The organism is Pseudomonas fluorescens (assembly GCF_902497625.1).
GTDB lineage: Bacteria > Pseudomonadota > Gammaproteobacteria > Pseudomonadales > Pseudomonadaceae > Aquipseudomonas > Aquipseudomonas fluorescens_BQ.
On the sequence record NZ_CABVGX010000031.1, the window covers coordinates 23,854 to 50,849 of the forward strand.

The 26,996-nt window shown below is 58.5% G+C and carries 20 protein-coding genes; 5 read left to right on the plus strand and 15 right to left on the minus strand.

The window, feature by feature from the left end; genetic code table 11:
• Positions 1 to 222 precede the first annotated feature (222 nt).
• Positions 223 to 582 carry a response regulator gene (locus tag F8N12_RS18615; protein WP_150581781.1) on the minus strand — a complete coding sequence of 120 codons (360 nt, stop codon included), beginning with the start codon at positions 580 to 582 and terminating at the stop codon, positions 223 to 225.
• 260 nt (positions 583 to 842) lie between these two features.
• On the opposite strand from F8N12_RS18615, the gene F8N12_RS18620 reads away from it, so the two are divergent.
• The 5 genes from F8N12_RS18620 (at position 843) to F8N12_RS18640 (ending at position 7,390) form a co-directional block, all read left to right on the plus strand.
• A complete protein-coding gene (locus F8N12_RS18620; protein WP_150581782.1) occupies positions 843 to 4,337 on the plus strand; it encodes a response regulator in 3,495 nt (1,164 codons plus the stop codon).
• Positions 4,337 to 5,170 carry a CheR family methyltransferase gene (locus tag F8N12_RS18625; protein WP_150581783.1) on the plus strand — a complete coding sequence of 278 codons (834 nt, stop codon included), beginning with the start codon at positions 4,337 to 4,339 and terminating at the stop codon, positions 5,168 to 5,170. The genes F8N12_RS18620 and F8N12_RS18625 overlap by 1 nt, the downstream gene beginning before the upstream one ends.
• A complete protein-coding gene (locus F8N12_RS18630; protein ID WP_150581784.1) occupies positions 5,167 to 5,760 on the plus strand; it encodes a chemotaxis protein CheB in 594 nt (197 codons plus the stop codon). Before F8N12_RS18625 ends, F8N12_RS18630 begins: the two co-directional genes overlap by 4 nt.
• The gene (locus tag F8N12_RS18635) at positions 5,754 to 6,935 is read left to right on the plus strand and encodes a hybrid sensor histidine kinase/response regulator (protein WP_150581785.1); all 1,182 of its coding nucleotides are present in this window, start codon (positions 5,754 to 5,756) and stop codon (positions 6,933 to 6,935) included. The genes F8N12_RS18630 and F8N12_RS18635 overlap by 7 nt, the downstream gene beginning before the upstream one ends.
• 77 nt (positions 6,936 to 7,012) lie before the next feature.
• Complete coding sequence (locus F8N12_RS18640; RefSeq protein WP_010460444.1) at positions 7,013 to 7,390, plus strand: response regulator; 378 nt, start codon at positions 7,013 to 7,015, stop codon at positions 7,388 to 7,390.
• Between the two features lie 247 nt (positions 7,391 to 7,637).
• On the opposite strand, the gene F8N12_RS18645 is transcribed toward F8N12_RS18640, so the two are convergent.
• The 14 genes from F8N12_RS18645 to F8N12_RS18710 form a co-directional block, all read right to left on the minus strand.
• Positions 7,638 to 9,308 (minus strand): ATP-binding protein, encoded by a 1,671-nt coding sequence (locus F8N12_RS18645; protein WP_150581786.1) that lies wholly within the window; start codon positions 9,306 to 9,308, stop codon positions 7,638 to 7,640.
• A complete protein-coding gene (locus F8N12_RS18650; RefSeq protein ID WP_150581787.1) occupies positions 9,305 to 10,807 on the minus strand; it encodes an ATPase domain-containing protein in 1,503 nt (500 codons plus the stop codon). Before F8N12_RS18650 ends, F8N12_RS18645 begins: the two co-directional genes overlap by 4 nt.
• 114 nt (positions 10,808 to 10,921) lie before the next feature.
• Positions 10,922 to 11,977 carry a tetratricopeptide repeat protein gene (locus F8N12_RS18655; protein ID WP_150581788.1) on the minus strand — a complete coding sequence of 352 codons (1,056 nt, stop codon included), beginning with the start codon at positions 11,975 to 11,977 and terminating at the stop codon, positions 10,922 to 10,924.
• Positions 11,978 to 12,075: 98 nt separating this feature from the next.
• Positions 12,076 to 14,031: an acetoacetate--CoA ligase gene (locus F8N12_RS18660; protein WP_150581789.1), complete on the minus strand. Its 1,956-nt coding sequence runs from the start codon at positions 14,029 to 14,031 to the stop codon at positions 12,076 to 12,078.
• A 648-nt stretch (positions 14,032 to 14,679) separates the two neighbouring features.
• Positions 14,680 to 15,465: a 3-hydroxybutyrate dehydrogenase gene (locus tag F8N12_RS18665; RefSeq protein ID WP_150581790.1), complete on the minus strand. Its 786-nt coding sequence runs from the start codon at positions 15,463 to 15,465 to the stop codon at positions 14,680 to 14,682.
• 7 nt (positions 15,466 to 15,472) lie between these two features.
• Positions 15,473 to 16,864: a GntP family permease gene (locus F8N12_RS18670; RefSeq protein WP_150581791.1), complete on the minus strand. Its 1,392-nt coding sequence runs from the start codon at positions 16,862 to 16,864 to the stop codon at positions 15,473 to 15,475.
• A gap of 286 nt (positions 16,865 to 17,150) precedes the next feature.
• Positions 17,151 to 18,566 carry a sigma-54 interaction domain-containing protein gene (locus tag F8N12_RS18675; protein ID WP_150581792.1) on the minus strand — a complete coding sequence of 472 codons (1,416 nt, stop codon included), beginning with the start codon at positions 18,564 to 18,566 and terminating at the stop codon, positions 17,151 to 17,153.
• Positions 18,567 to 18,656: 90 nt separating this feature from the next.
• Positions 18,657 to 20,231 carry an ABC transporter ATP-binding protein gene (locus F8N12_RS18680; protein WP_150581793.1) on the minus strand — a complete coding sequence of 525 codons (1,575 nt, stop codon included), beginning with the start codon at positions 20,229 to 20,231 and terminating at the stop codon, positions 18,657 to 18,659.
• 68 nt (positions 20,232 to 20,299) lie between these two features.
• Positions 20,300 to 21,322, minus strand: coding sequence for an ABC transporter permease (locus tag F8N12_RS18685; protein ID WP_150581794.1), 1,023 nt, complete (start codon positions 21,320 to 21,322; stop codon positions 20,300 to 20,302).
• Entirely contained in the window at positions 21,322 to 22,383 is a 1,062-nt protein-coding gene (locus F8N12_RS18690; protein ID WP_150581795.1) for a microcin C ABC transporter permease YejB, read from the minus strand. Before F8N12_RS18690 ends, F8N12_RS18685 begins: the two co-directional genes overlap by 1 nt.
• On the minus strand, positions 22,383 to 24,251 hold the full coding sequence (locus F8N12_RS18695) for an extracellular solute-binding protein (protein WP_150581796.1): 1,869 nt from the start codon (positions 24,249 to 24,251) through the stop codon (positions 22,383 to 22,385). The genes F8N12_RS18690 and F8N12_RS18695 overlap by 1 nt, the downstream gene beginning before the upstream one ends.
• A 134-nt stretch (positions 24,252 to 24,385) precedes the next feature.
• A complete protein-coding gene (locus F8N12_RS18700; protein ID WP_028622714.1) occupies positions 24,386 to 24,667 on the minus strand; it encodes a peptidylprolyl isomerase in 282 nt (93 codons plus the stop codon).
• Between the two features lie 85 nt (positions 24,668 to 24,752).
• Positions 24,753 to 25,634: a triacylglycerol lipase gene (locus F8N12_RS18705; protein ID WP_150581814.1), complete on the minus strand. Its 882-nt coding sequence runs from the start codon at positions 25,632 to 25,634 to the stop codon at positions 24,753 to 24,755.
• A 290-nt stretch (positions 25,635 to 25,924) separates the two neighbouring features.
• Positions 25,925 to 26,992 carry a 3-deoxy-7-phosphoheptulonate synthase gene (locus F8N12_RS18710; protein WP_150581797.1) on the minus strand — a complete coding sequence of 356 codons (1,068 nt, stop codon included), beginning with the start codon at positions 26,990 to 26,992 and terminating at the stop codon, positions 25,925 to 25,927.
• Between the last annotated feature and the right edge of the window lie 4 nt (positions 26,993 to 26,996).

Consider the following 26,996-nt stretch of genomic DNA (forward strand, 5'->3'; position numbering starts at 1 on the left):
CAGGTTGAGCCTGCTGTGCGACTTAAGCCAGATGGTAATGTGGTCTTTTTGTTTCTTGAGGAAATAAAAGAATCGATGGATAAAGCCGCGGTACAGTTACAACAATTTCATGCTGTGGGCTTGCGAACGAGATCTGATGTTGGCCCGCCCCAGCGGTGCCGCTATAAGTGCCGTTCCGGCGTTGCACCAGGAACGTTTCGGGTAGCGGCCTTGCGTACTGTTTCAGGCGAGAATGGTTTTGACCTTGTCGCGAAGCGCGTCAATCGAAAAGGGTTTGCCAATGACTTGCATACCGGCGGGCACCTCCAGGCTTTCGGCGTAACCACTGGCAAACAGAATCGGCAGATCGGCACGAACCATGCGCGCCTGTATAGCCAACTCTTTGCCATCCATCACGGGCAGCCCGACATCCGTCATCATCAGGTCGATGTGCTGATCTTCATCATTGAGAAATTCCAGCGCCTGTTCATACCCGTCCGCCTCAAGCACCTGGTACTCCAACTCCTCAAGAACATCGACAATCAGCATGCGCACGATGTTGTCGTCTTCAACGACCAGGATGATGGATTTTTCGGTGGACATAGTGGGGCTCTCAAAATGGAAAGTGCGTTGGGCGATCGATCAAAAGTGTCGAAGCCTTGCATGAGTAACTGGCAGAACCCGACAAGTTCCCAGGCTCACTGCAAAAATAATAGCTGCACAACGGCCCCCAAGGATAACCGCTACGATGCCCGAGAGCAGCTGAATGTAGGGATTTGCGCAAAAACACGTGAGAAGATTGGAAAAATGTAGCCGTTCTGGGGCAAACTCCCGGGTTTTCACTGGTTCGACAAGGCTTCCTTATGACCACGGCGTCTTCGGTTGATGAGCAACGATTCCGCAAACTTTTGAGCCGCAACGTCAGCCTGCCGTTGGGCGTGGGCGTGCTGAGCGCGTTTTTCTTTGTGTCGCTGATCACATATTTGCTGTCGGTAATTCAATGGGTCGAGCACACCGACCGAGTGATCAATAACGCCAATGAGGCGATCAAGCTGACCGTCGATCTGGAAACCGGCATGCGCGGATTTCTGCTCAGTGGCGACGAGAAGTTTCTCGAACCCTATGAAACCGCTCGGCCGAGGGTCACCGTCGCCCTCAATACACTGCTCGATCTGACCAACGACAACCCGGTACAAACCGATCGACTGAAAAGGCTGCAGGCCCTGCAAACCGAATGGGCTGAGTACGCGCAGAGCATGATCGAGCTGCAACGCACCAGCGGTGACTACCGCGGCGCGGTCAAGGCAGGGCGCGGCAAGCGCCTGACCGATGAAATCCGTAAGCAGTTCGAAGACGTGATCGACATGGAACAGCAGTTGCGTACCTCGCGTAACGCTGAAGTGCGCCGTACCACGATCTGGAGCATCAGCCTCTACGTGCTGTTCATCGTCGGCATCAGCGGCTTGCTCGCGTACATTGGCCGCCGGGATCTGGTGAACCTTTCGCAAAACTACAGCACCAACCTGGCTGCGCAACAGGCGAGCGCCCGGCGTCTGGAGCAACAAGCCTGGCTGCGCAACGGCCAGACCGAACTGGCCGAGCAAGTGTTGGGACAACTGTCGCTCAATCTGCTGGGCCGTAACATTCTGCAATTCTGCGCCCAATACCTCGATAGCGCCGTGGCGGCGCTCTATGTGCGTGAAGAGCACGGCGGCCTCAAGCGCGTCGCCACTTATGGCTTCTCGCGGGAGCAGGAAGAGCGCGATCAACAGATCTACAGCGGCGAGGGGATTGTCGGGCAAGTGGCGGAAAATAACCGCCTTATACGCCTGGACAACGTGCCCGATGACTATTTGAAGGTCAGCTCAGGTCTGGGCGAAGGCCTGCCGCACAGCGTGCTGGTCGTGCCGACCAGCGATGACGAGCGGGTCAATGGCGTTATCGAGCTGGGTTTCCTGCGTCCGCTGGATGAGCGCGACGTCGAATTGCTGGAACTGATTGCAGGCAACATTGGCACTTCTATCGAGGCTGCGCGTTATCGCCAGCGCCTGCAGGAAGTGCTTGCCGAAACCCAGCAACTCAACGAAGAGTTGCAAGTGCAACAGGAAGAGCTCAAGACCGCCAACGAAGAACTGGAAGAGCAGTCGCGGATCCTCAAGGAATCCCAGGCACATCTGGAGACCCAGCAGGTCGAGCTGGAACAAACCAACGAACAACTCGCCGAACAGGCGCAAATCCTGGCCGATCAGCGCGACGCCATGGACGTGAAAAACACCGAGCTCAATCAGGTGCAAATGCAACTTGAAGAGCGCGCCGACGAGTTGCAACGCTCCAGCAAGTACAAGTCCGAATTCCTTGCCAACATGTCCCACGAACTGCGCACGCCGCTGAACAGTTCGTTGATTCTGGCGAAGCTGCTGGCAGAAAACCCGCAGGACAACCTCAGCGCCGAGCAGGTCAAGTTTGCCGAGTCGATTTATTCTGCAGGCAACGATCTGTTGAATTTGATCAACGACATTCTCGACATCTCCAAGGTCGAGGCCGGCAAGCTCGATGTGCGCCCGGAGAATACCAGCGTGGCCCGTCTGGTCGATGGCCTGCGCGGGATGTTCCAGCCGCTGGCGACCGAGAAAAAGCTGGATTTGCAGGTGGAATTGCAGCCCGGCGCGCCCATGTTGATTTATACCGACCGCCAGCGCCTTGAGCAGGTAATCAAGAACCTGCTGTCGAACGCGGTGAAATTCACCGAGCAGGGCTCCGTCAGCCTGAGCGTCGCCAGTCAGCCCGGCAACCGCATTGCCTTCGTCGTCCGCGACTCGGGCATCGGCATCGCCGCCGATCAGCAGGAAAGCATTTTCGAAGCTTTCCGCCAGGCTGATGGCACCACCAACAGACGCTACGGCGGCACGGGGCTGGGCCTGTCGATCTCGCGTGATCTGGCGGCGTTGCTGGGTGGTTCGATCAGCGTGAGCAGCCAGCCGGGGCAGGGCAGCGTGTTCACCCTGGTGTTGCCGCAACACTATGTTGAATCGGGGGAAGACCCGATCACGCCGATGACGGTCTTGCCGGAGGCGGTCAAGCCCCAGCAAGCGACACCGGCCGCGCTGGTACCGCTGATTGCGGACGTCGATATCCCGCGTTTCGACGATGACCGGGCCAACGCGCCGTTCGCCAACCGTTGCATTCTGGTGGTAGAAGACGAGCCGAATTTTGCCCGCATCCTCTATGACCTCGCACATGAACTGGGCTACCACTGCCTGGTCGCGCACGGTGCCGATGAGGGGTATGACCTGGCCAGTGAATTCCTTCCGGATGCCATCCTGCTGGACATGCGTCTGCCGGACCATTCCGGCTTGACCGTGCTGCAACGTTTGAAGGAGCACGCTGAAACCCGGCACATCCCGGTGCATGTGATTTCCGTGGAAGACCGGGTCGAAGCTGCGATGCATATGGGCGCGATCGGTTACGCGGTCAAGCCGACCACCCGCGAGGAGCTCAAGGACGTATTTGCCCGCCTTGAAGCCAAATTGACGCAAAAGGTCAAGCGCGTATTACTGGTAGAAGATGACGACCTGCAGCGTGACAGCATCGCGCGGCTGATCGGCGACGATGATATCGAGATCACCGCCGTCGGTTTTGCTCAGGAAGCTCTCGACATGCTGCGCACGACCATTTTCGACTGCATGATTATCGACCTGAAGCTGCCGGACATGCTCGGCGGCGATCTGCTTAAACGTATGTCGACCGAGGATATCTGTTCTTTCCCGCCCGTGATCGTCTATACCGGACGCAACCTGACCCGCGACGAGGAGGCCGAGCTGCGCAAGTATTCGCGCTCGATCATCATCAAGGGCGCACGCTCGCCGGAGCGTTTGCTGGACGAGGTCACACTCTTTCTGCACAAAGTTGAATCAAGGTTGTCCCATGAGCGGCAGCGGATGCTCAAGACCGCCCGCAGCCGCGACAAGGTGTTCGAAGGGCGTAAGGTGCTGTTGGTGGATGACGATGTGCGCAACATCTTCGCCCTGACCAGCGCGCTGGAGCAAAAAGGGGCAGTCGTGGTCATTGGTCGAAACGGCCGTGAAGCGATTGAAAAACTGAATGAAGTCGAGGACATCGATCTGGTGTTGATGGACGTGATGATGCCGGAGATGGACGGTTTCGAGGCAACGACCTTGATCCGTCAAGACCCGCGCTGGCGCAAGCTGCCGATCATCGCCGTCACCGCGAAAGCCATGAAAGACGATCAGGAGCGCTGCCTGCAGGCCGGCTCCAACGATTATCTGGCCAAGCCCATCGACCTTGATCGATTGTTCTCACTGATTCGTGTGTGGTTACCGAAGATGGAACGCATTTAGTGGAACGCACCAATTTCGAGGGGCGCAATAGCGAAATCGAGTTGCGGCTGTTGATTGAGGCGATTTACCTCAAATACAGCTACGATTTTCGCGATTATTCCGGCGCTTCAATCAAGCGTCGGGTGAGCCACGCGCTGACACAGTTCGACTGCGCGACCATTTCTGCGCTGCAGGAAAAGGTCCTGCATGACCCTACGGCGTTCATGCAATTGCTGCAATTGCTGACGATCCCGGTCAGTGAGATGTTTCGCGATCCGTCACACTTCCTGGCGATTCGCCAGGAAGTGGTGCCGCTACTCAAGACCTATCCATCGATCAAGATCTGGATTGCCGGTTGCAGCACGGGTGAAGAGGTCTATTCGATGGCGATTCTGTTGCGCGAAGAAGGCCTGCTCGATCGCACGATTATCTACGCCACCGACATCAATCCGCGGTCGCTGGATAAAGCCAAGCAGGGCATCTTCTCGATGGAGAATGTCCGCGCCTATACGCACAATTATCAGCAGGCCGGTGGCCAGCGGTCGTTCGCCGATTACTACACCGCTGCTTATGGCTATGCGATTTTCGACAAGACATTGTGCGAGAACGTGACGTTTGCCGACCACAGCCTGGCGACCGACAGCGTGTTTTCAGAAACTCAATTAATTTCATGTCGTAACGTATTGATTTATTTCAATAAAAAACTGCAGGACCGAGCTTTTGGACTGTTCCATGAGTCGCTCTGCCATCGCGGATTCCTGGTTCTGGGCAGCAAGGAAACCACGGACTTCTCGGCCTTCGCCAAACAGTTCGAGCCCCTGGTCAAACAAGAACGGATCTACCGCAAGTCATGAGCACTAAAACACTATTGCCCCGCGTCGAGGCTATCGTGATTGGCGCCTCGGCGGGCGGTGTAGAGGCCTTGCTGACCATTCTCGGTCCATTGCGCACCGGTTTCGTGTTGCCGATTGTTGTCGTACTGCATTTGCCTGACGAGCGCCGTAGCCATTTGGCGGAGGTGTTCGAGCGGCGAGTGGCAATGCCGGTGGTGGAAGTCCGGGATAAAACCCCGATCGAAGCCGGAACATTGTATTTCGCCGGGCCGGGCTATCACTTGTCGGTGGAGCAAGAGCGGGTTTTTTCCTTGAGTCTGGAAGATCGCGTGCACTATTCGCGGCCCGCCATCGACTACCTGTTCGAATCGGCTGCCGATGTTTTTGGTCAAGGATTGGCCGCAGTGTTGCTGACCGGCGCCAATCGTGACGGCGCGGCCGGCATGGCCCATGTTCATCAACGTGGCGGTTTGACCATTGTGCAGGACCCGCTGGATGCCCAGGTAGCGACCATGCCTCTGGCGGCGCTGGATTCCCATCAGCCAGACCATATTCTCCCCATACGCGGCATCGGCCGTCTGCTAGTCGAGCTGGAACGAATCGCATGCTAAGTAACATCCAGGCCAAACTGCTGATCGTCGACGATCTGCCGGAAAACTTGCTGGCTCTTGAGGCGCTGATCAAGCGCGAAGACCGCACCGTCTACAAAGCCTTGTCTGCGGACGAGGCGCTGTCGCTGTTGCTGCAGCACGAGTTCGCGATGGCCATTCTTGACGTGCAGATGCCGGGCATGAACGGCTTCGAGCTGGCTGAACTGATGCGCGGCACGGAAAAAACCAAGAACATCCCGATCGTGTTCGTCAGTGCGGCAGGCCGTGAACTCAACTATGCGTTCAAGGGTTATGAAAGCGGCGCCGTCGACTTTCTCTATAAACCGCTGGACATCCATGCGGTGAAGAGCAAGGTCAACGTTTTCGTCGATCTGTTTCGCCAGAGCAAAGCCATGAAGGAACAGGTCATAGCCCTGGAGCGCAGCCGGCGGGAGCAGGAGGCGCTGCTGCTGAAGTTGCAAAGCACTCAGGCGGAGCTTGAGCAGGCGGTGCGTATGCGCGATGACTTCATGTCGATTGTCGCCCATGAAGTCCGCACGCCGCTCAATGGCCTGATTCTGGAAACCCAGCTGCGCAAGATGCACCTGGCACGGGATAACGCCGCAGCATTCTCGCTGGACAAGATGCACGCGATGGTTGACCGCGACGAACGCCAGATCAAAAGCCTGATTCGCCTGATCGAGGATATGCTTGACGTGTCCCGTATTCGCACGGGCAAACTGTCGATCAGGCCTTCGCGGTTTGACCTGTCGAAGCTGGTGCGCGAGCTGCTGCAGAATTTTACCCCGCAGATAGACGCCGCCGAATCTTCGGTTACTCTGGACGCCGAATATCCGGTGATTGGCAATTGGGATGAATTTCGCATCGAGCAGGTGATCTCCAACTTAATCACCAACGCTTTACGTTACGGCGCCAAGAGCCCGATCAGCGTCAAGGTGTACAGTGAGGGCACGGAGGCGCGCGTGGAAGTACGAGATCTGGGGATCGGTATCAGCGAGGAAAACCAGAAGCGTATCTTCCAGCAATTCGAACGGGTAACGGCCAAGCATGCCGTTGCTGGATTGGGTCTGGGCTTGTTCATCTCGGAACAGATTGTGACCGCCCATGGCGGTTCCATTACCGTCGAGAGCCGGATTGACGAAGGCGCCTTGTTTCGTGTTTGTCTGCCGCTGTAGGAAATCAGCCAGATAAACGCAACCTCTGATCGACCCTACGGTCGTATCAGCAGCTATTGACCGAACAAAGGCTTCCCATGAGTGAAGATGCGCAAGACGTCGTATTGATCGTCGAAGATGACCCCTCCATCCTGATGGTGCTTTCTGCCTATTTGTCGGGGGAGGGTTACCGGGTGTTGCAGGCGGAAAACGGCGAGCAGGCGTTCGAGATTCTCGCGAGCAAACCGCACCTGGATATGATGATTACCGATTTTCGCCTGCCGGGAGGTATTTCCGGGGTGCAGATTGCTGAGCCCGCAGTGAAATTGCGGCCAGAGTTGAAGGTGATTTTTATCAGTGGTTACCCGCAGGAGATTCGTGAGACGGACAGTCCGATAACGCGCAAGGCGCCGATTCTGGGTAAGCCGTTCGATCTGGATGTGTTGCAGGAGTTGATGCAGGATATGTTGTCCTGATTGTCAGGGTGCCCCTGTGCAAAGCCTGCGCGTGGCCCCTCGAGGGCACGCCAGGATCAAAGGCGAACGCGCCGCGCCCACGGTCTATCCGTAGAGCAGGCTCGCTTGCGATCACAGCACTGCGGTTTGAATGGTGAGCCGTATGACGCTTTAGCGAGCAAGCTCTGCTTTTGCGGAATCGGGGTATATCCGACAGAAATGGAGCAGCCGGCACCCTCCATTCCACGGTAAGCTTTGTTCCCACACCTCAAATCCGAATCATCTCCCGCACCTTCGCGGTCAACAAATCAAAGGTGAACGGCTTGGTGATCATCTGCATGCCCGGATCAAGGAACCCGCCGCGCACTGCCGCATGTTCTGCGTAACCAGTGATGAATAGCACCTTGAGGTCCGGCCGGTATTGCCGGCCGATTTCCGCCAGTTGTCGACCATTCATCCCGGGCAGGCCGACGTCACTGATCAGCAGATCGATGCGTTGTGCGGAGTTGAGGATTGGCACTGCGCTAGGGGCATCGACGGCTTCTACGAAGGCGTAACCCAAGTCACTCAGCACCGTGCTGACCAGTACGCGCACAGCGGGATCATCTTCCACAATCAACACGGTCTCGCCATTCTCGGCGATCAGCGCGTGTTGGATATTGACGGGTTGATCCTGATGTACGTCGTTGCCACAGCGTGGCAGGTACAGACTCACCGTTGTGCCGTTGCCTTCCTCGCTGTCGATGACCACGTGTCCGCGTGATTGTTTGCTGAAGCCGTAGATCATCGACAATCCAAGGCCTGTGCCCTGGCCGATGGGTTTGGTGGTAAAGAAGGGGTCAAAGGCGCGATTGATGGTGCTTTGCGGCATGCCGCATCCATTATCCATGACGCTCAGCACCACGTAGTCACCGGGCTCGAGATTGCTGTGGGCTGCGGTGAAGTCTGCGTCGAGGTATTGATTGCTGGTTTTGACCACCAGTGTGCCGCCGCTGGGCATGGCATCCCGGGCATTGATGACCAGGTTGAGCAGGGCGCTTTCCAGTTGATTGGGATCGGCCTCGGCTACCCACAAATGCGGGTCCAGTTGCATGTCCAGATGGATGCTTTCATTAATGCTGCGTTGCAGTAACTCGCCCATCGACACAACCAGCGTGTTCATCTCGACGGGTTTCGAATCGAGCGACTGACGTCGGGAAAACGCCAGCAGTCGATGGGTCAGGCCGGCCGCACGGTTGGCGGAGGTCACGCCCAGATCGATGAGGCTATCCAGGTCTTCGGTACGTCCACGTGCCAGGCGTCGGCGCAGCAATTCAAGGCTACCGATGATGCCGGTCAGCATGTTGTTGAAATCGTGGGCAATGCCGCCAGTGAGTTGGCCAACGGCTTCCATTTTCTGCGACTGGCGCAGGGCTTCTTCGTTGTGACGCAATTGCGCAGTACGCTCCTCCACCTGCTGTTCCAGGGTCTCGAGGGTGGTCTGCAATCGCATTTCGCTTTGACTGAGGTCGATCAGCCGATCCCTGGCTTCGTATTGTCGTCGGCGCCCTCGCAACGCGGTGGCAACCAGACTGATCAACGTCACAGGATGGAAAGGGCGCTCGAGAAATGTGACGTTACCCAGTTGCGGCCCGAAACGAGAAGCGGGGTTCTGTTCGGGACCACCGTGATAAGTCATCAACACAATCGGCAGATCCGACCATGCTGGCTGGTCCTCGATCAGGCTGAACAGCGGTTCGACGTCGCTGCCAAGCAGAGCCTCGGAAGAAATCAGCAGTACCCCGGCACCGTGCTCCACTTCCGCGCACAAACCTGGAAGGTCGCGCGCGATGATGCCGTCGTATCCTGCTTCGTTGAGCATCATCAGTGCGACCTGGCTGTCACGTCCCAGCGGCGCGAGGATGATCGCGCGTTCGGTGGTCGCGTGCGCGACACTCACGGGGTTTCGTCCTCAAGCAGGGGCTTGCTTTCGCCCATATAAGTCGGCACGCCGCGCAGGACGCCCTGGAAGGCATCCAGCGGTTTGCCGATGGTCATGCCGGTCGAACCGATGCGATATTCGCGAATGGTCGACTCGTGGCTGCCGGTACGTTTCTTGATGATCGAAATCGCCCGGCGGACCCGGCCCAGCGCTTCGAAATATCGCAACAGAATGACCGTGTCGGCCAGATAGGTAATATCGACCGGCGCCTTCATGTCGCCGACCAGGCCATGCTGCGCGACTGTCATGAATGTCGCAGCGCCACGACGATTGAGGTACAGCAGCAGTTCATGCATGTGCAAGACCAGCGCGTTCTCTTCAGGCATCGCGGCCTGATAGCCGTTGATGCTGTCGATCACTACGGTCTTGATATCGCGCTCATCGACGCAGCGGCGCACGCGGTGTGAAAATTCCCCTGGCGACAGTTCTGCAGCGTCGACCTGTTCAATCAGCAGATTACCGGTGGCTTGCAAGGCTTTGAGATCAATGCCCATGTTTTTCATGCGTTCGAACAGCAGGCCGAGTTCTTCGTCGAAAATGAACAGTGCGGCCTTCTCGCCTCGCGCTACTGCAGCCGCGGCAAAGATCATCGAGATCAGCGATTTACCGGTACCAGCCGGCCCGAGGATCAATGTGCCAGAGCCGGTCTCGATACCGCCGCCGAGCAGGGCGTCCATTTCCTTTATGCCGCTGGACAATTGCAGGCGTTCATAGCCGCTGCGATGCTCGGCCGCTACAAGACGGGGAAACACGTGCACGCCATCGCCCATGATGGTGAAGTCGTGAAAGCCACCGCGATATTTCTGCCCGCGGTATTTCACCACGCGCACGCGACGGCGTTCGGCGCCGTAGTTGGGGGTCAGCTCTTCAAGGCGGATGACGCCATGCGCGACACTGTGCACGGTTTTGTCGAGGGATTCAGTGGTCAGGTCATCCAGCAACACCACCGTCGCGTCATAGCGCACAAAGTAATGTTTGATGGCGAGTATCTGCCGACGATAGCGCAGCGAGCTCTGCGCCAGCAGACGAATCTCGGAAAGGCTGTCGAGCACCACACGGGTCGGTTTGATCCGTTCGACCACTTCAAATATCTGTCTGGTGGCTTCGCCCAACTCAAGATCGGAAGAGTAGAGCAGGCTTTGCTGATGTTCAGCGTTGAGCAGGCTTTCCGGCGGTGTCAGCTCAAAGATGTGGATGTTCTCATCCAGCTCCCAGCCGTGGGACCGCGCGCCCTGACGCAATTCGTGCTCTGTTTCGGAAAGGGTGATGTACAACGAGCGCTCGCCGGCTTTGGCGCCGGCCATTAAAAAATGCAAAGCCACCGTGGTTTTACCGGTGCCGGGTTCACCTTCCAGAAGGAAGACATGGCTACGGGATAACCCACCGGCCAGGATGTCATCCAGACCTTCGATGCCGGTGGCGGCTTTTGCACTGAACAACTCGTTAGATGTAGACAAAAAATGCCCTCTCATGACTAGGGGAAGCGAGGCAGCAGGCTTGAATAGACTGAATGAACTGCCTGATCACTTGACCGTTGGCCGTGACAGCGGTTCCGCATCTTTTAAGCGATATTAGAGACCTTGTTGCAATGCCGGGTCGTCGGGATTCAATTGTTCGAGTTGCGCGAGCAGAATCTGCACGTTTTGCAGTTGCCCACTTTCCTTCCAGTAACTGATCAGCAGGACTCGGGCGCGGCGGTCAGCCGGGTGGCGCTGGACGATTTCCTGTAACTGATTCTGCGCCGCTTCCAGCTCTTGCTGATCGTGCAGCGTAGTTGCAAGGTCGTAGCGGTAGTCTTTGTTATCCGGTTCCAGCTCTACGGCTTTGGATAAGCCCAGCAAAGCGAACTCACTTTGATCGTGATGCAGCAACCACATGCCCAGGGCATGTTGCAGGTATGCCGAATCGGGCTGCGCTTTCAATTGTCTGGCCAGTAACAGCCGCGCCGCTTCACTTTGTCCCTGTTTGTCCAGCACTTCGATCTGCATCACCAGCGCCTGCAGATTGTCCGGGGCGAGGCGCAAGGTATGTTCGAGGGCCAGTTGCGCCTCCTTGTACTCGCCATTGTGCAAATGCAGGCGAGCCAGCTGGATCTGGTTGTCAGCCGTCTCCGGGGTGTTTTTCAGTGCCTGCTTCCAGGCGTCGACCGCCTGCTGCACCGGCCCGAAATATAGGCCGAGATTGTCCGGCGACAAGCCGAGCAGGGCATTCACTGCGGCAAACCGAACGCTTTGATCGCTATCGTCCAGCAATGGCCCAAGAAGCAAACTCCGTTGCCCGCCGGGAACCAGTCCGCTGATGCTTTGGATTGCAGCGATGCGCACGCTGGCGGATGGGTGCTGAAGGTCGGCGTCGGCCAGTTTCAGGGCGACCGAGCTGGGGTAATTGGGCAGTTCGGCATGCAGCCAGGTGCGCCGCTTGGGCGAGATGTCCGGGCGGGCGAGCTGCTGATAGAGCATCCGCGCCGCACCTGGGCGGCCTTCACGGGCCTGGGTCAAGGCTTCGCTGTAGCCGCGCTTGATCGCTTCCGGTATTACCGGCGCGGTGCTGCGCAGGTACAGCCAGGCAACGCCGATGGCGAGCAGAACGCACAGGCTGATGATCAGGTAGCGGCGGGACTTGGGCATGCAAATATCCGAAGCTGGCAAACTTTTCCAGAGCAGCCAGCTTCGGTCAGGCTGGGCCGGGAGTCAAACCTGGCATTTTCCATAACAGTCGCGGCCAGTCAATCAAGCAGCTCCGGGCGCTGACGAAACTGCTCGAGCGCTTCGGGATTGGCCAGGGCATCGGTGTTCTTGACCGGTTGGCCATGCACCACGTTGCGTACTGCCAATTCGACGACTTTGCCGCTGATGGTCCGCGGAATGTCCGTGACCGCAACGATTTTTGCCGGGACATGCCGTGGGGTGGTGTTGGCGCGAATCACCTGGCGGATCTTTTCTCGCAATGCGTCGTCCAGTTCGACGCCGTCCTGCAGGCGCACGAACAACACCACGCGTACGTCGTCATGCCATTGCTGGCCGATAGCGACGCAGTCGGTGACCTGCGGGACTTTTTCAACCTGGCGATAAATTTCTGCTGTGCCGATACGCACGCCGCCGGGATTGAGCACCGCGTCGGAACGGCCATGAATCAGCATCGCGCCGTGGGGCAATTGTTCGGCGTAATCCCCCTGAGCCCAGACACCGGGGAACAGACTGAAATAGGACGTGCGCAATTTGTCTCCGTTCGTATCATTCCATAAGCCGATCGGCATGGCGGGGAAGTGGCGGGTGCAGACCAGCTCACCTTTCTCGCCGATCACCGGGCGGCCGGCATCGCTCCAGACTTCAACGGCCATGCCGAGGCTCTTGCCCTGAATTTCACCGCGCCGCACCGGCTCCAGCGGATTGCCGTTCACAAAGCACGAGACAATGTCGGTGCCGCCGGACATCGACGCCAGGCACAGCTCGCTCTTGAAATCCCGGTAAACAAAGTCATAACTCTGAGGGGACAGTGCGGAGCCCGTGCACAAGAGGATTTTCAGGCTGTCCAGCGCATGGCTCTGACGTGGTTTTACGCCACTGCTTTCCAGGGTCGCGAGGAATTTCGGGCTGGTGCCGAAAACGCTGATGCGCTCGTCATCAATCAGATCGATCAAACGTTCGGGGTCAGGATGAAATGGCGAACCGTCATACAGCACCACTGTGCTGCCGACCGCAAGGGCCGAGACCAGCCAGTTCCACATCATCCAGCCGCAAGTGGTGTAGTAGAACAGGCGGTCACCGGAGCCAAGGTCGCAATGCAGACCGTGTTCCTTGACGTGTTGCAGCAGTACGCCGCCGGTGCTGTGGATGATGCACTTGGGCACGCCAGTGGTGCCGCTGGAATAAAGGATGTACAGCGGATGATCGAAAGGTACGGCGACGAAATCCGGGTCGCCGCCGGCTTCGTAGAAGTCATCCCACAAAGCGCGGTCGGCCTGAGTGCGAAAATGCACGATGCGTGCCTGCGGTCGCGCGTACGGCACTACGATTAATTGCCGCAGCGTCGGCAGGCGCTCAAGGATTTCGTTGACCTTGGCCGTCTGGTCGATGTTCTTGCCGGCGTAATGGTAGCCGGCGCAGGTGATCAACACCTTCGGTTCGATCTGGCCGAATCGGTCGATCACCCCCTGAGTGCCGAAGTCGGGTGACGAGCAAGACCAGATCGCACCGAGGCTGGTGGTGGCGAGCATGGCAACCAGGGTTTGCCAGGTATTAGGCATGCACGCGGCAACGCGATCACCGATGCCGATGCCAGCCGCCTGCAGGCTGTTTTGAAAACCGGCGACGTGTTCCGCCAGTTCTGCCCAGCTCAGCTGTTCACGCTGACCGCTTTCGCCGATGGCAATGACCGCCACGGCATCGTCGCGACGACGCAGCAAGTGCTCGGCGAAGTTCAGCGTAGCGCCGGGAAACCATTCGGCGCTGGGCATCTGCGCGCCTTCGATCAGTACCGCGTCCGGTTGCGTATGGAAGCGCAGGTCAAAGAAATCGACAACCGCCTGCCAGAAGTCCTCACGTTGATTGATGGACCATTGGTGCAGGGCACGGTAGTCGTCCACTTTCAGGTGATGGCGTTTGTTGATGAAGCGCCGGAAGGCGTCTATGCGCGTCTTGCCGATGCGGTCGGCGCTGGGTTGCCAGAGGATGTCAGACATGGGTTGCCTCTTTTTTATTCATATATGCAGGCTACTTTGGCGCAGGCCTCCGTGGCGCGGGAGTTGCTGTGGCGAGGCGGCTTCTGTGGCGAGGGGGCTTCTGTGACAAGCGGGCTTCTGTGGCGAGGGGGCTTGCCCCCGTTGGGTGGCGCAGCCGCCCCGATCCATCGGATACCGTGACCGCAGCAATCGGGACGGCTGCGCCGTCCAACGGGGGCAAGCCCCCTCGCCACAGAAGCTCCCTTGGCACAGGTAGGTCCCTTGGCACAGGTAAATCCCCTTGGCACAGGTAGGTCCCTTGGCACAGGCAAATCCCCTTGGCACAGGTAGGTCCCTTGGCACAGGTAAATCCCCTTGGCACAGGTAGCTCCCTTGGCACAGGTAGCTCCCTTGGCACAGGTAGATCCCCTTGGCACAGGCAAATCCCCTTGGCACAGGTAGGTTCCTTGGCACAGGTAGATCCCCTTGGCACAGGTAAATCCCCTTGGCACAGGTAGGTCCCTTGGCACAGGCAATCCCCTTGGCACAGGCAATCCCCTTGGCACAGGTAAATCCCCTTGGCACAGATACGCCCCTTGGCACAGGTAGATCCCCTCGCCGCAGTTAGATCCGCCACAGCCTGGCCCACTCACCACGGGGTGATTTGGGTCACTGCGCCAGCCAGCCACCATCAATGTTCCACGCCGCCCCGCGCACCTGGCTGCCAGCCTCGCTGCACAGGAACAGCACCAGTTCGCCCAACTGCGGCGGGGTCACGAACTCCAGCGACGGTTGCTTCTCGGCCAGCAGATCATGCTGCGCCTGCTGCGGATCGGTCCCGGTGGCGACGCGGTCATCAATCTGCTTCTGCACCAGTGGCGTCAATACCCAGCCCGGGCAGATAGCGTTGCAGGTCACGTTGCTGGTGGCCGTCTCCAGGCCGACCACTTTTGTCAGCCCGATCACGCCGTGTTTGGCTGCCACGTACGCAGCCTTGCCCACCGAGCCGACCTGGCCGTGCACCGAAGCGATGTTGATGATCCGTCCCCAGCCCTTGGCGCGCATGCCCGGCAAGCTCAAACGCGTGCTGTGGAACACCGAGGACAAATTGATCGCGATGATCGAATCCCAGCGCTCGACAGGGAAATCCTCAATGGCGCAAACGTGTTGAATCCCCGCATTGTTGACCAGAATATCGACGCCGCCGAATTCGCGCACAGCGTAGGCCAGCATGTCGGCAATCTGTGCCGGGTCGCTGACGTCGGCCGGGTGATGGCCGACCTTGCCGCCGCTGCTCTTGTTAAGTTGCTCGACTTCGGCAATCACCGTTGCCGCATCGCCGAAACCGTTGAGGATCACATTCGCACCCGCCTTGGCCAGGCTCAGGGCGATGCCCAGGCCAATGCCGCTGGTGGATCCGGTAACCAATGCCGTCTTGCCCGAAAGAGTTGTCATCAATACCTCACACAATGCCAGTGGCGTAGAAAGTACCGATCACCACAAAGACCGCCAGGGTCTTGATCAGCGTAATACAGAAAATGTCTTTATAGGCTTCGCGGTGGGTCAGGCCGGTTACCGCGAGCAAAGTGATTACCGCGCCGTTGTGCGGCAAGGTGTCCATGCCGCCGCTGGCCATGGCAGCCACGCGGTGCAGCACTTCCAGCGGAATATTCGCAGCATTTGCCGCTGCGATGAAATCATCGGCCATCGCCGCCAGGGCAATGCTCATGCCGCCCGACGCCGAACCGGTGATGCCGGCCAGCAACGTAACCGTGACGGCCTCGTTAACCAGCGGATTGGGGATGTTTTTCAACCAGTCGGCCAGCACCAGGAAACCCGGCAATGAAGCGATCACCGCACCGAAACCGTATTCCGAGGCGGTATTCATCGCCGCCAATAGCGCACCGCTGACCGCACTTTTACTGCCTTCGGCCAACTTGCTGCGAATCGCCTGGAAGCCGAATGCCAACACCATCAGGATGCCCACCAGCAGCGCCGCCTGAACTGCCCAAATGGCCGTGAGTTTGGCGATTTCGGTGGTCACCGGTGTGCTCATGCCCGGCAGCGCGAGGCTGTGGGTTTTGCCGTACCACTGCGGAATCCACTGGGTAAACAGCAAATTCATGATCCCCACCGCCAGTAACGGTGAGAGGGCGAGCCACGGGTTGGGCAATTTGATGTCGGCCGCGGTTTCCGGCTCGTTGCGCAACTCCGTGCCGTAGCCTTCGCCGCTGCGCTGGGCCTTGCTGCGTTGGCGCTGGAGGAACAGCATGCCGGCACAAAATACGAAGATCGTGCCGATCACACCCAGCCATGGCGCCGCCCACGCGGTAGTGTTGAAGAAAGTGCTGGGGATGATGTTCTGGATCTGCGGTGTCCCGGGCAGGGCGTCCATGGTGAACGAGAAGGCGCCGAGTGCAATGGTCGCCGGGATCAGGCGTTTGGGAATATTGCTCTGGCGGAACATCTCCGCGGCAAAAGGGTAGACCGCGAAGACCACCACGAACAGCGACACGCCGCCGTAGGTCAGCAGGGCGCAGACCAGTACGATGACCAGCATCGCCTGGCGGGTGCCGAGCAAGCGAATGGCGGCCGCGACAATGGAGCGCGAAAAACCCGACAACTCGATCAGCTTGCCGAACACTGCACCGAGCAGGAACACCGGGAAATACAATTTGATGAAACCGACCATTTTTTCCATGAACACCCCGGTAAAGGCTGGGGCAACGGCGGACGGATCGGTGAGCAGCACGGCGCCGAGGGCGGCAATCGGGGCAAAGAGGATAACGCTGTAGCCGCGGTAGGCGGCCAGCATCAGCAGCGCGAGGGCTGCCAAGGCAATGGTCACACTCATGGTGTGTCTCCTGAATTGTTATTTTTTTGGGTATTGCTGGTGGGAGAGGGCTTTAGCGAGATTTGTGCCAGATGTGTAACGTGTTGATTTGACTGGGTATTTAAGGTGTTTAGTATTCGCTGATATGAATTTATCTCTTTTTTGAGATATTTTTTGTATGTGAGGGGTCTTTCGCGAGCAAGTCTCGCCCCCACAGATTTTCTTCATCGGGACCGGAAACTCTATCCCTGTAAGGGAAAGACTTGCACGCGAAGAAGTCTGTCTACCAAAGGAGATCTGCGTCTCTTTAAAGAGATTCAGCAATCCCTAAAGCCACCATTTTCTTGTACAGAGTCGACCGTCCCAACCCCAATTGCGCCGCCGCTTCAATCACTTTGCCTCCACATTGCGCTAGTGCATGCTCAATCAGCTGCCTATCAAACCGCTCCCGCGCCGCGCTGAATGTTTCAAGCACAACCGGTTCGATCACTGTTGAAACGGAGCGCTCCACTGGCGTGAGCGTCCCGATTGCTGCGCGGATGTCCACGGCGTTCAACATCAGATCATCACTGAGCAGCGCCGCACGTTCCAGCACGTTACGCAGCTCGCGAATATTCCCCGGCCAGGCGTGTTGAGCCAATAGCGCCAGTGCTTCATGGTTCAGCTCGTGCTGACTGCGCAGCTCTTCGAGGATCGCTTCGCTCAGGGCCGGCAAGTCATCGAGACGATCACGCAACGGCGGAACCTGGATCGGCAGGACGTTGAGGCGGTAGTACAAGTCAGCACGAAAGTCGCCGCGCTTGAGCGCCTCTTCAAGGTTGGTGGAGGTCGCAGCGATCACCCGCACATCGCTCTGGATCACCTCATTGGAGCCGACCGGCTCGAATTCCTTCTCCTGCAGGACCCGCAACAGTTTGCTCTGCAACGGCAGCGGCATGTCGCCGATCTCATCAAGGAACAGCGTGCCGCCCTGAGCGATCTGCAACTTGCCGACGCGACCCTTGCGATCAGCGCCGGTAAACGCGCCGGGGGCAGTGCCGAAAAATTCCGCTTCCAGCAACGCTTCGGGGATGGCCGCGCTGTTGATGCTGACGAAAGCTTTGTGCGCGCGAGGTGATGCGCCATGAATCGCCTGCGCGAGCAGTTCCTTGCCGGTGCCGGTTTCGCCCAGCAGCAACACCGGCGAATCGGCGCTGGCACTGCGGCGCGCGCGGCGTTTGACTTCAAGGCTCGCCGCGCTGGTGCCGATGAAGTGGGCGAAGTTGTATTTGGTTTGGCGTGCACGCAGCAGCGAGCGGGTCGAGGCGAGTTCTTCTTGCATGCTCATGTAGCGCTTGAGCATCGGCGAAAGGCTACGCAACTCATCGAACAAGGCAAAACCGATCGCGCCGATCACCACCCCGGCGTCGTCGTGAATCGGCAGACGCATGACCACCATGGGTTCTTTGGGCGTGTCCTGCATGTCGAGCAGAATCGGCCGACCCGTGCGTACCACTTCACGCAGCAAGCTGCCGGGGATCACGCTTTCACAGGGTTTGCCGATGGCCACTTCCGCAGATTCCAGGCCGAAACGCCGGGCATAGCGTTCGTTCATCCAGACGATATTGGCATCGCGGTCGACAATCACCGTGCCTTCACTCGACTGCTCGATGATTTCGAACAACGAACGGATCGCCAGCAGGCGAACGCGCTGGTAATCCTTGAGGCTTTCGGTGGTGTTCATGCTGGCTGATCCTTGTTGTGTATTGCCTGTGCGGACACCATCGCGAGCTTGCTCGCGAAGGCCGTGACACGGTGCAACGTCTGCCCGCTGCTACCGCGCATGCGCCGCCGCCAACAGCTCTTTGGTATACGGGTGCTGCGGCGATTCAAATACCTCATGACTGGCACCGCGCTCAACCACTTTGCCGTCCTTGATCACGATCAGGTCATGCGCCAGCGCGCGCACGACCGCCAGATCATGGCTGATAAACAGATACGTCAGGCCATGTTTTTCCTGCAGCTGGCGGAGCAGGGCGACCACCTGCTTTTGCACGGTGCGATCCAGCGCCGACGTCGGTTCGTCGAGCAAAATCAGCGCCGGTTTCAACACCAGCGCCCGCGCAATGGCGATGCGCTGACGCTGTCCGCCGGAGAACTCATGCGGATATCGATGCCGGCTCAGCGGGTCGAGGCCGACTTCCTGCAGTGCTTGCACCACTTGCGCGTCACACTGATCGGCGCTCGAATGGCTGTGCACCTCAAGGCCTTCGCTGATGATCTGCGCCACCGACATACGCGGGCTCAAACTGCCAAAGGGATCCTGGAACACCACCTGCATTTTCTTGCGCCATGGCCGCAGCTGCTTTTGCGTCAAGCCGTCCAGCGCTTCGCCCTGAAAGCGAATGCTGCCGTCGGAATCGAGCAGCCGCAGAATCGCCTGGCCCAGCGTCGACTTGCCGGAACCGGACTCACCCACAATGCCCAGGGTCTTGCCGCGCTGGATGTTCAGGCTGATGCCGTCCACTGCGCGCAGGAAAGTCTTGCGGCGAAACAGGCCGCCACTCAACTGAAACCGCACGTTCAGACTGTCTACTTCCAGAACGTTTTCACGTTCGTCCCTGGGCAGCGCCTCACCTTCCGGTTCGGCGTTCAGCAGCACGCAGCTGTAAGGGTGTTGCGGTTCGGTGAACAAGGTTTCGCAGGACGCCTGCTCGACAATTTCGCCGGCCTTCATCACGCACACACGCTGGGCAATGCTGCGCACCAGATTGAGGTCGTGGCTGATCAGCAGCAGCGACATGCCAAGGCGCTGTTGCAGTGATTTGAGCAGGATCAGGATTTTGCGCTGCACGGTGACGTCCAGCGCCGTGGTCGGTTCGTCAGCAATCAGCAATTGTGGTTCGCAGGCCAGCGCCATGGCGATCATCACCCGTTGCCGCTGGCCTCCAGATAGCTGATGCGGGTATGCCTTGAGCCGTTCCCTGGGTTTCTGAATGCCCACCAGCTGCAGCAGTTCAAGAATGCGCGCCTGTGCCCGTTTGCCGGTCAGGCCCTTGTGCAGCAATAGTGTTTCACCGATTTGTTTTTCGATTGTGTGCAGAGGGTTGAGCGAGGTCATCGGCTCCTGAAAGATCATCGCTATGCGGTTGCCACGCAGTTCCCGCAATACTCTGGACGAGGCGCCGAGCAACTCCTTGCCGTGATAGCGAATGCTGCCAGTCGTCTCGGTACCGGTCTCGGGCAGCAATTGCAGGATCGAGTGCGCCGTGACCGATTTGCCGGAACCCGATTCACCCACCAGCGCCAGGCACTCGCCCGGACGGATGTCCAGGCACAGGTTACGGACCACGGTCTGGCCGTTGAAGGCGACGCACAGATCACGGATTTCGATCAGGTTGAGACTCAAGTTTGTAATCTCCGCATCAGCATTGTTGTTCAAATCCCAAGGTCAAGATCGCGGATCAAGATCGCGGATCAAGATCGCGGATCAAACGCGTCGCGCAATGCTTCGCCAATGAATACCAGTAAGGAAAGAATCAGCGCCAACGTGAAAAACGCCGTCAGCCCCAGCCAGGGCGCTTGCAGGTTCTGCTTGCCCTGACCGATCAACTCGCCCAGCGACGCGCTGCCGGCCGGCATGCCGAATCCGAGGAAGTCCAGCGCCGTCAGCGTCGAGATCGCCCCGGTCAGAATGAACGGCAGGTAACTGAGCGTGGCATTCATCGCGTTGGGCAGAATGTGCCGCACGATCACTTTGCGGTCGGTCAGGCCCAGCGCCCGGGCGGCTTTGACGTATTCCAGATTACGCCCGCGCAGGAACTCGGCGCGCACCACGTCTACCAGCGCCAGCCAGGAAAACAGGGCCATGATTCCCAGCAACCACCAGAAATTCGGCTCGACAAACCCCGAAAGAATGATCAGCAAGTACAACACCGGCAATCCCGACCAGACCTCCAGCACACGCTGACCGATCAAATCCACCCAGCCGCCGTAATAACCTTGCAGGGCGCCCGCCGCAATGCCGATCAGCGCGCTGACCACCGTCAGCATCAACGCAAACAGAATCGATACCCGCGCACCAAAAATCACCCGGGCCAGCACGTCGCGCGCCTGGTCGTCCGTGCCCAGCCAGTTGTCACTCGACGGCGGACTGGGGGCGGGTTTGTTCAGGTCATAGTTGGGCGTGTCGTCACTGAACGGAATCGGCGGAAACAGCAGCCAGCCACCGTCCTTCCTGATCAGATTCTGTACATAGTCGCTGCGGTAGTCGGCCTGAAAGGGCAATTGTCCGCCGAACTCCTGCTCGGTGTGGCGTTTGAACACCGGAAAGTACAGCGAGTCCTGATAGCTGACGACCAGCGGTTTATCGTTGGCGATCAATTCGCCGCCGAGGGTCAGCACAAACAGGCCGATGAACAACCACAGCGACCACCAGCCACGGCGGTTTTTCTTGAAGCGTTCAAGGCGGCGACGGGCGAGAGGCGAGAGCTTGAGCATCAGGCGTTCCTCGCGGCGAAGTCGATGCGCGGGTCAACCAGCGTGTAACACAGGTCGCCGAGCAGTTTTATCAGTAGCCCGAACAGGGTGAAGATGAACAGCGAACCGAACACCACCGGATAGTCCCGTGACACGGCCGCTTCATAACTCATGCGACCCAGGCCATCGAGCGAAAAGATCACTTCGATCAGTAGCGACCCGGCAAAAAACACGCTGATGAATGCCTGGGGAATGCCCGACACCACCAGCAACATTGCGTTGCGAAACACATGGCCGTAAAGCACGCGCCGTTCGCTCATGCCTTTGGCGCGAGCGGTAACCACATACTGTCGGGTGATCTCGTTGAGGAAGGAGTTTTTGGTCAGGATGGTCAGCGTCGCGAAACCGCCAATCACCAGTGCTGTCACCGGCAACACCAGATGCCAGAAGTAATCGGCAATCTTGCCCACGGTCGACAGGGATTCGAAGTTGTCCGACACCAGGCCGCGCACCGGAAACCAGTTCAGCGATGTGCCGCCAGCGAACACCACGATCAGGAACATCGCAAAGAGAAACGCCGGCATCGCATAACCAATGATGATCGCGGTACTGCTCCAGATATCGAACTGACTGCCATGACGCACCGCTTTGCGAATGCCCAGCGGGATGGACACCAGATAAGTGATCAGCGTCGCCCAGAGCCCGAGGGAAATGGTCACCGGCATCTTTTCCAGAATCAGGTCGGTGACCGTGGCGCCGCGGAAGAAGCTCTTGCCGAAATCCAGTTGCGCATAGCTCTTGAGCATCAGCCAGAGGCGTTCCGGTGCGGGTTTGTCGAAGCCGTACTGCTTTTCGATTTCCTTGATCAGTTGGGGGTCGAGGCCGCGACTGGCGCGCGAGCTGCTGCTCATGACTTCGCTGGAACCGCCGCCGACACTGGCGCCGCCGATGCCCTGCAGGTGCGCGATCGCCTGTTCGACCGGACCACCCGGTGCGGCCTGCACAATGATGAAATTGACCAGAAGAATGATCACCAATGTCGGGATGATCAACAGCAGGCGCCGCAGAATGTAAGCCCACATCAGTGCGGCCCTCCAGGTCTGCCACGTTTGATCAATTCGGCGGTCATTTGCTGATTGGTCAGGGGCGTGGTGCTTACTTCCCACCAGCTTTCGATGACTTCGTCGTTAGCCGCCTGCACGCTCGGCATCCCGAAGCGGTTCCACCAAACCGTTGAACTGCCCGGCGGATAGTAGTTCGGGATCCAGTAATAATTCCATTGCAGGACCCGGTCCAAGGCATGGGCGTAGCGCAACATGTCGGTTTTGGTGGAAGCGCGCACCAGGCCGTCGACAAGTGTGTCGACGGCCTGGTTCTTCAACACCATGTAATTATTCGAGCCGGGATCGTTTGCCGCGACCGAGCCGAAATAGTTGTATAGCTCATTGCCGGGGGAGGTGGTTACCGGGTAGCCGGTGACGATCATGTCGTAATCGCGGGACATCAGGCGATTGACGTATTGGGATGAATCGATGCGGCGGATGTTCAGGTCGATGCCGATCTGCTTCAGCGTGCGCTTGTACGGCAGCAGCATTCGGTCCAGGCCGTTCTGACTGATCAGAAAGGTGAAGCTCAGTGGCTTGCCTTCGGCGTTCACCAATTGGTCGCCTTCAGGTTTCCAGCCTGCCTGTTCGAGTAGCTGCAATGCTTCCAGCTGCTTGTCACGGATCATCCCGCTGCCGTCGGTTTTTGGTGCCTCGAATACTTGGGTAAACACTTCGTCGGGAATGTGTCCTCGCAGTGGCTCCAGGATCGACAGTTCAGTGGCATCGGGCAGGTCGCGCGCGGCGAGCTCGGTGTTGGAGAAATAACTTTGCTGGCGGATATACAGGCCCCGCATCATCTGGCGGTTGGTCCATTCAAAATCCCAGAGCATCACCAACGCTTTGCGTACGCGCAGGTCCTGGAACAGCGGGTTTTGCAGGTTGAACACGAACCCTTGCGCTGATTGCGGTGCATTTTGCGCCAGGTGAGCCTTTTGCAAGCGACCGTCACCGAGCGCCGGGCTGTCGTACCCGATCGAGAAACCGGTGGCGGAGAATTCGCGGTTGTAATCGTAAGCGCCACCTCGCAGGACCTGCCGCGCCACGTCCGTATCGCCGAAGTATTCGATGCTGAAGTGATCGAAGTTGTACAGGCCCCGGCTGACCGGCAGGTCCTTCCCCCACCAGTCAGGGTTGCGTTCAAAAGTGATGGCGCGCCCGGAATCGACCTTGCCAACCCTGTATGGGCCGCTGCCCAAGGGCGGCTCGTAACCGCCGCCGCCAGCGAAGTCGCGTGTTTTCCACCAGTGCTCCGGGAGAACCGGCAATGTCGCGATGTCGAGGGGCAGGGTGCGGTTCTCGTTGGTCTTGAAGTCAAAACGGACTGTGCGCGTGGCCTCCACCTGAACGCCTTTGACGTCGGCGAACTGCGTGCGATAGCGCAAACTGCCCTGGGTCATCAGCAGGTTGAAGGTATAACGCACGTCTTCAGCGGTGATCGGTTTTCCATCGGCAAAACGCGCCTCGGGATTCAGGTAGAAGCGTAACGAGAGACCGTCATCGGATCGCTCCATTTGCTGGGCCACCAGGCCATAAACAGTGTAAGGCTCGTCCTGCGAGCGCTGGGCCAGAGGCGAATAGAGCAGGCCGTCGATCTGCGAAACGCCGATGCCCTTGTCTATATAAGGAAGGATGTGATCGTAGTGACCGATCTCCAGCGCCGAGCGGCGCATAGTGCCGCCCTTGGGGGCTTGAACGTTGGTGTAGGCAAAATGACTGAAGTTGGCGGGGTATTTCGCCGGTTCGCCATACACGGTCAGCGCGTGTTGCGGTGCGGCACCCACACTCGCGGCACTCAACAACAGCGCCACGGCAGTGAACAGTAAAGTAGGAAAAGCCAGTCGCATTGTCAGCCTTGAGCCGGGTGGTCGAGAAGCGTAGTTTTTACGCTAGCGGCGCGTTCCTCGCCAGCCGTATCGCGTAACCAAAATACAACGGCCCGCCAGAAAGGCGGGCCGTTGCGCGGGCAATCAGGCGATGATCAGTCCTGACGGCTGGTTACTTCAAGCAGGTGGTAACCAAACTGGGTTTTCACCGGGCCCTGCACGACGTTGATCGGCGCGCTGAAAACCACGGTATCGAATTCCTTGACCATTTGACCTGGACCAAACGAACCCAGATCCCCGCCCTGACGGCTGGACGGGCAAGTGGAGTTGGCCTTGGCCACTTCGGCGAAATCAGCGCCGCCCTCGATTTGCGTCTTGAGTTCGTTACATTTGTCTTCGCTGGCAACCAGGATGTGACGGGCAGTGGCTTTAGCCATGGATAAATACTCCTTTCAACGTTCGGTAAAGAATTGAGCCTACCGGATTCAGTGGCCCATTTCTTCTCAAAGTTCCCTCGAGCCGCTACAGTCCGGCCTTTCGCAATCGTTCGGCGTGCTGCAAGTACAGCCCGACCGGGTCGACGCCCGGGCGAACTCGGCCGGCGGTCTGATTGATACTGTCCATATGATCCAGCGGATAATCGGAGCGAATCACCTTGCCCAGGTGGGAGCTGAAACGGCCGACCATGCCGTCGTTGTGCTCTGCCTCGGTGGAAAAATAGCGGGAAAAGGCACGGCAGAATCCGTGCAGCGGGTCCAGGGTATTGGCGCCTTCTTTCAGCACGGTCCCCTGCAATGTTCCGCTCCAGGAGTAGTAGCGAACGCCGTTGACCTGGTCGCGGCCCTTGCCGCCCCACGTGGCTGGTAAACCCTGAGGGTACTTGTCATTAAATGCGCCAACCCCTTCAGTGGTCAGCGCGTTCAATGCCCCCAGGGCATTTTGCGGCATTTTTGCATGCCCGCTGAGTACCGAGATGAAATCCGCAAACAGGGTGGCGACGGTTTCTGCGACTTTTTCCGGAAGTTTTCCTGGCGTCAGCGCATTGCGCAGGACATCCGCGAGTTCCGAACCGTGATTCGGACCGCTGACGGAGGTGACAGAGGCGACAACCTCAGGCGCAATCGCTGCGGCATAGCGGACGGTGAGTGCCCCTTGGCTGTGACCGATGAGGTTGACTTTTTCTGCGCCGGTGCCGTCGAGCACTCGTTCGATCTGTGCCAGCAGTTGTTCGCCGCGCGTTTCGTTGCAATGGATCGCTGAAAGATGAGGAATGAACACCCTGGCGCCAGCGCTGCGCAGGGATTGTCTGATATCGTGGAAGAGGTCTGCACGGCCAATTCGATCAAAACCGAAAAGTCCATGAACCAGAAGAATCGGAAACTCAGTCTTTGCATTCCATTGCATGTGCGTACCTTCTTCGGGAAGTTGCTTGGGGTGTCCGGGCTTCACTCTAATGCACTCTTGCTCAGCCGCGATGTATGAAAAGTCCGCTGTAGAGCGGCGAAAGCGGAATAGGGCAGGTGCGAAAGCGCGAAGACCCACCAGGCCTTGTTCGGAATTTTTCGACTCCCTGGCAACGACTCTCTTCCACTGCATTCAAATCGGGATAACCGTACCCGTCCTGCAGCGAAGTGGCGGTGCTGCAGGCGCGTTCGTGAAGCCGTCCGGCCTTTGCGAGACCGGACGGTCGAAGCTCAGGGTCGGCGCAGCCGCGTTGCAGCCTGACGCAATAATTGCTCCGTCGCGTTCCAGCCCAGGCAAGCGTCGGTTACCGAGATGCCGTAACGCAGCGAAGGCGTCAACGCCTGGCAACCTTCAAAAAGATGACTTTCGAGCATCATGCCGATCAATGTCGAGTCACCTTGCAGACGCTGATCGAGTACATCATTGAATACTGCGGGTTGACGCAGCGGGTCTTTGCCGCTGTTGGCGTGGCTGCAATCAACCATGATCCGGGCCGGGATCTGCAGCTTTTTGAGGTCACTGTTCACCTGAGCAACGCTGTCGCGGTCGTAATTCGGTCCTCGGTGGCCGCCGCGCAGTACGAGATGAGTATCTGGGTTGCCAGAGGTGTGGACGATGGCCGGATGCCCCTGGCTGTCTACGCCAAAATGACGGTGGGGGTGCGCGGCTGATCGCATGGCGTCACTGGCTACGGAAATACTGCCATCGGTGCCGTTTTTGAAACCGACTGCCATACTCAGGCCGCTGGCCATTTCCCGGTGGATCTGCGATTCAGTGGTGCGTGCACCGATCGCGACCCAGCTGAGCAGGTCATCGAAGTAGCCGGCGGCCATCGGTTGCAGTAATTCGGTGGCGATCGGCAGGCCCAGCTCAAGCATTTCACGCATGAGCGCCCGGGACAATGTGAGGCCGTGGGCCATATCATCGCTGCCGTTAAGATGCGGATCGTAGGCGAGGCCTTTCCAGCCTACCGTGGTGCGTGGTTTTTCGACGTAGGCGCGCATCACCAGCAGCATCTGGTCGCTGACTTCATCAGCGAGACGTGCAAGGTTGCCAGCATATTCGAGGGCGGATTCGGGGTCGTGAATCGAGCATGGACCGACGATGACCAGCAGACGAGAGTCTTCACCGGTGAGGATCGAACGAATGGCATCGCGATGGCTGGCGACTTGCCGGGTCAGCGTGTTGTTGAGTGGCAATTGCTGTTTGAGTTGCAATGAGGTTGGCAGACGCACGGTCAGCACTTCATTGGCAGGGCTCAGGGTGGACAGCGGCAGAGCAGAGACGGACGAGTTCATATTC

Coding starts and splice junctions, on each gene's coding strand:
- F8N12_RS18620 (WP_150581782.1), top strand. CDS start 843: ATGACCACGGCGTCTTCGGTTGATGAGCAACGATTCCGCAAACTTTTG.
- F8N12_RS18705 (WP_150581814.1), bottom strand. CDS start 25,634: ATGCAATGGAATGCAAAGACTGAGTTTCCGATTCTTCTGGTTCATGGA.
- F8N12_RS18675 (WP_150581792.1), bottom strand. CDS start 18,566: ATGAACACCACCGAAAGCCTCAAGGATTACCAGCGCGTTCGCCTGCTG.
- F8N12_RS18635 (WP_150581785.1), top strand. CDS start 5,754: ATGCTAAGTAACATCCAGGCCAAACTGCTGATCGTCGACGATCTGCCG.
- F8N12_RS18615 (WP_150581781.1), bottom strand. CDS start 582: ATGTCCACCGAAAAATCCATCATCCTGGTCGTTGAAGACGACAACATC.
- F8N12_RS18660 (WP_150581789.1), bottom strand. CDS start 14,031: ATGTCTGACATCCTCTGGCAACCCAGCGCCGACCGCATCGGCAAGACG.
- F8N12_RS18665 (WP_150581790.1), bottom strand. CDS start 15,465: ATGACAACTCTTTCGGGCAAGACGGCATTGGTTACCGGATCCACCAGC.
- F8N12_RS18640 (WP_010460444.1), top strand. CDS start 7,013: ATGAGTGAAGATGCGCAAGACGTCGTATTGATCGTCGAAGATGACCCC.
- F8N12_RS18695 (WP_150581796.1), bottom strand. CDS start 24,251: ATGCGACTGGCTTTTCCTACTTTACTGTTCACTGCCGTGGCGCTGTTG.
- F8N12_RS18630 (WP_150581784.1), top strand. CDS start 5,167: ATGAGCACTAAAACACTATTGCCCCGCGTCGAGGCTATCGTGATTGGC.
- F8N12_RS18685 (WP_150581794.1), bottom strand. CDS start 21,322: ATGCTCAAGCTCTCGCCTCTCGCCCGTCGCCGCCTTGAACGCTTCAAG.
- F8N12_RS18690 (WP_150581795.1), bottom strand. CDS start 22,383: ATGTGGGCTTACATTCTGCGGCGCCTGCTGTTGATCATCCCGACATTG.
- F8N12_RS18670 (WP_150581791.1), bottom strand. CDS start 16,864: ATGAGTGTGACCATTGCCTTGGCAGCCCTCGCGCTGCTGATGCTGGCC.
- F8N12_RS18655 (WP_150581788.1), bottom strand. CDS start 11,977: ATGCCCAAGTCCCGCCGCTACCTGATCATCAGCCTGTGCGTTCTGCTC.
- F8N12_RS18700 (WP_028622714.1), bottom strand. CDS start 24,667: ATGGCTAAAGCCACTGCCCGTCACATCCTGGTTGCCAGCGAAGACAAA.
- F8N12_RS18710 (WP_150581797.1), bottom strand. CDS start 26,992: ATGAACTCGTCCGTCTCTGCTCTGCCGCTGTCCACCCTGAGCCCTGCC.